The organism is Proteiniphilum sp. UBA1028, from assembly GCF_002316955.1.
Taxonomy (GTDB): domain Bacteria; phylum Bacteroidota; class Bacteroidia; order Bacteroidales; family Dysgonomonadaceae; genus Proteiniphilum.
Map to the genome: position 1 here is coordinate 18606 of NZ_DCEN01000088.1, position 790 is coordinate 19395.

Annotated in this window: 1 protein-coding gene; it reads left to right on the plus strand. The window is 40.3% G+C overall.

The features are described from left to right. Positions 1–311: 311 nt before the first annotated feature. Positions 312–790, plus strand: a 479-nt coding sequence (locus tag B3Z75_RS14050) for an RNA polymerase sigma factor (protein ID WP_294073038.1), incomplete at its 3' end; no start/stop codon positions are given.

The following is a 790-nucleotide window of genomic DNA, read 5'->3' on the forward strand; positions in this document are numbered from 1 at the left end:
GGGCGATAATCTTTTTAAGCGGTTGTCCTTTTTCATTCTGTTTTTTATTGAGTTGCTAGAACCTATTTTTGTGTAATATGAAGCAGAAACAAATCGGCCTCTATACTTATATCGTTTTTCGTTTGGGTTACCTAATGTTAAATTAAATCAAAAGTGATAGTCGATAGAAAAATCCATCTCTCGAGGTAAGATAAACAGTATGAGAGGTACCTTATGAGGGTAGGGAATAACTGATTGAAAACGTAACAGAAACGAAATATTATTCCCATAAACAATTTCTAACTTTGTCGGCGAAAAAGAACAACAAAAGCGTGAAAAGTGATCAGGAATTATTGAAAGCCATTGCCGATAAAGATACTAAGGCGTTCTTGGAATTCTACGACAGACATGCTTCTCGTGTTTATAGGCAGTTGGTGAGTGGTTTCAGAGACAAAGAAGCCGCGGAAGATTTCCTACAGGATTTCTGGGCAAAAGTCTGGATTTCTCCCTCATTTCTGTTGACAAACGAGGAGGGCTCTACAACCCCATTTTTACATTGCTATACATTGCGACGGATTGCCGATTTCCATCGCTCGAGGGTGGCTTGTCAGGAAATTTTACTATCGGCCCCTGTTCACGCAGAGGAATTGACTCCGGCCTATTCTCATGTGCTGGAAGATATGACCATGAAGGAAATAATGACCGAAATTTCGCGTATTGTGGATACATTGCCGGAGAGAGATTGGATGATTTACCAGCTCTATCATCACGAACACCAAAATGTAAAAACCATTGCCGAGCAACTCTCGCT